Below are 2,663 nucleotides of genomic sequence, written 5' to 3'. Positions count from 1 at the left end.
CTCTTCTTACTTTATATTTTTGCAGTTTAACGGGGTATTACTACGTTCCAACTTCATCCCGACCGCATACACATTCTGTGATGGTACGCTATTTGTGTTCAAGGACACGCTTAAGGTAACCGGCAAATCATCACACATCGCTTTTTTTCGTGCATTTAGTTGCTGCATAAAAACAGGTGCAGAACCCCCTTCGATATCTTTTGCATCATAGGTCATAAAATCCGGGGAATTCGTTTGGGTTTCGACCAGTCCTGATGCTTCCAGCTTCTTATTTACATCACCAATGTAAGCTTTCGCTTCTTCAAAAAAATCAGGTTCCTGGTCTCTCTTTTCATACCTCAAGAATGTAATGGCACCACCAGACATGCGAACATTCAAAATTTGTGATTTTATTTGTTCTGAATACATACAGTTCCAGTTTTGCTGTCTTGGTCTCGGTGCACGAGATTTAACGACGCTCTTTCTTTCGGGCACATCAACACGCTGACATTGCAACGAAGGATAGGACGAAATAAAGGCTTCAATTTCTGATGCTGTGCTCTTTAAAGAAAGGTTCTCAAGCTCAATATCCTGAATAATAGCAACCGTATTATCTTCGCTGGCATACCCCGAATAAGAAACAAATAATGACATGAAGGGCAACATAAACAGGTGTGATAATTTTAACTTCATTAAAATCTATATCCTTCTGAATACAACACTAAAGCGTGTAATATTTCTCCAACCTCAACCTATCGCATATTTTTGACATCCCCCGAATATATCTTCAAGAAAAAATACCAGAGATTTATTTCCATTTTTATGCCTAAGATCGCTACCGCCCCCTCAAAGCGAAACAACCGCGTAACCCATCAAGCACAGTTCAATAAGGAAACAGATCAATGTCTTCTCACCCGATTAGCCGCTATCCCGTGCCAGAATTGAATGCGCTTCCTGATGATATCAAAGAAAAGATTTTGGCCGTTCAGGAAAAAGCAGGTTTTATTCCCAACGTATTTCTGGTGCTTGCCCATCGACCAGAGGAATTCCGCGCCTTCTTTGCCTATCATGATGCCTTGATGAATAAAGAGAGCAATCTAAGCCAAGCCGACCGGGAAATGATCATCGTTGCGACCTCCAGCGACAATGCCTGCCAGTATTGTGTTGTCGCCCATGGCGCGGTGCTTCGTATTCGGGCAAAGAATTCCCTAATTTCCGACCAGATCGCCACCAACTATCGCAAGGCCGATATCTCCCCAAGGGAAATGGCGATGCTGGATTTCGCCCTCAAGGTATCCAACAATGCCCAGGCAACCAACGACGAAGATTTTGAAAAGCTTCAAGCCCACGGCTTCACCGATGAAGATATCTGGGACATCGCCGCCATAACGGCCCTCTTCGGCCTCAGCAACCGCATGGCCAATTTCACTTCAATGCGTCCCAACGATGAGTTTTATTCTATGGGGCGGGAGATGTAACGGTTTTCAAACCTTCTCGTTTAATCAAACACTTCTTCATAAAGAGCTTCTTTGGAAGGTTTAATCACAAGAATTGTTATACAAACAAAAAATACGATCGGAATCATAGAAACAAAAGCTATTCTTTTACTCATCCCAGCGTCTCGCGCTCTACGCACCATACGCTGATAGAAAGGGTAAGAACCGATTAGAATGAACAGTAAACTTACACTATCTGTGATTTCCGTAACATTCCAGAGCTCCCCAATATACGAAATAAGAAAAGGAACACTTAAAAAGCCAACTATCCAGTATAGGAAATTTCTTCTTTTTATAGTTTTGTCACTGTTCTCTGTAAGAATTGCTGTAATTGGAACGCCAAAAATTACAAGAAATACCACAAGTAGGATCAAGAAATGAAAACCTGAAAGCGCGCCCATAATTTCTCACAAAAGAACCAATAAAAATTCAAAGATAATTTTACAATAAAAAAAGCGCCAAAGGGCGCTCGGTTATTTCTTAGAATATAATGGCGGAGAGAGAGTCCGCCTAACTATAACACTTCTCAATCCATATAAATATACTATAACAATGATTTAATTACATATTAAGTCTTATGTTATCCATATTAATCTGCTATAATCCAGCTACATTTTGTACCCCATTTTGTACCCCAATGGAAGATTCAAATTATGGCTGGTGGCATTCACAGGCTTTCAGATAAGCAGATTAAGAACGCTAAGAAGAACCTTAATGACGGAGGTAATCTATGGCTGCTATTAAAACGTGAAACTAAAGTATGGGCCTTTAGATACATGCTTAAAGGCAAGCCCCGCAAAGCAGGGCTTGGGAGCTATCCAACAGTAGCCTTACCAGAAGCCCGTGAGAAGGCTGCTCAGTACCGTAAATGGTTATCTGAAGGCATCGACCCTATCAATGAGAACAAGCGCATTCAGGAGGCATCTGAGAAGGTCATTCCCACCTTCACATCCGCAGCAGCCTCATTTATTAGAACTAATCGTCACCAGTGGAAGAACCCTAAGCATAGGAAACAATGGGTATCCACATTGAAGACCTACGCACGTCCTGTTATCGGTAAGTTAAGTGTCGAAGACATTACAGGTGAGGATGTTCGTAAAGTCCTAAACCCTATCTGGAAGACTAAGACTGAGACAGCTAAACGAGTTCAAGGACGCATTGAACGAGTCATGGATTGGTCTATAGCTA

4 protein-coding genes are annotated in these 2,663 nt (G+C 41.8%); 2 read left to right on the top strand and 2 right to left on the bottom strand.

Translation table 11 applies throughout. From position 1 onward, the window contains the following. Positions 1 to 6 precede the first annotated feature (6 nt). The gene (locus tag Q0241_RS06645) at positions 7 to 672 is read right to left on the bottom strand and encodes a hypothetical protein (protein WP_299374991.1); all 666 of its coding nucleotides are present in this window, start codon (positions 670 to 672) and stop codon (positions 7 to 9) included. Between the two features lie 209 nt (positions 673 to 881). On the opposite strand from Q0241_RS06645, the gene Q0241_RS06640 reads away from it, so the two are divergent. Next, positions 882 to 1,457 carry a peroxidase-related enzyme gene (locus Q0241_RS06640; RefSeq protein ID WP_299374989.1) on the top strand — a complete coding sequence of 192 codons (576 nt, stop codon included), beginning with the start codon at positions 882 to 884 and terminating at the stop codon, positions 1,455 to 1,457. 20 nt (positions 1,458 to 1,477) lie between these two features. Here Q0241_RS06640 and Q0241_RS06635 read toward each other — a convergent pair whose 3' ends face one another. Beyond that, entirely contained in the window at positions 1,478 to 1,876 is a 399-nt protein-coding gene (locus Q0241_RS06635) for a hypothetical protein (protein ID WP_299374987.1), read from the bottom strand. A gap of 252 nt (positions 1,877 to 2,128) precedes the next feature. Here Q0241_RS06635 and Q0241_RS06630 point away from each other — a divergent pair. Then, the coding region (locus Q0241_RS06630) for a DUF4102 domain-containing protein (protein WP_299374985.1) at positions 2,129 to 2,663 on the top strand (535 nt) is incomplete at its 3' end.

This window comes from uncultured Kiloniella sp. (genome assembly GCF_937128705.1).
GTDB lineage: Bacteria > Pseudomonadota > Alphaproteobacteria > Kiloniellales > Kiloniellaceae > Kiloniella.
Note: the sequence above shows the minus strand (reverse complement) of the source record. Positions and strands in the feature narration are given on the sequence as shown.

Bases quoted from the DNA above. Each gene is read 5' to 3' on its own strand.
- Q0241_RS06640 (WP_299374989.1), top strand. From the start codon at position 882: ATGTCTTCTCACCCGATTAGCCGCTATCCCGTGCCAGAATTGAATGCG.
- Q0241_RS06635 (WP_299374987.1), bottom strand. From the start codon at position 1,876: ATGGGCGCGCTTTCAGGTTTTCATTTCTTGATCCTACTTGTGGTATTT.
- Q0241_RS06645 (WP_299374991.1), bottom strand. From the start codon at position 672: ATGAAGTTAAAATTATCACACCTGTTTATGTTGCCCTTCATGTCATTA.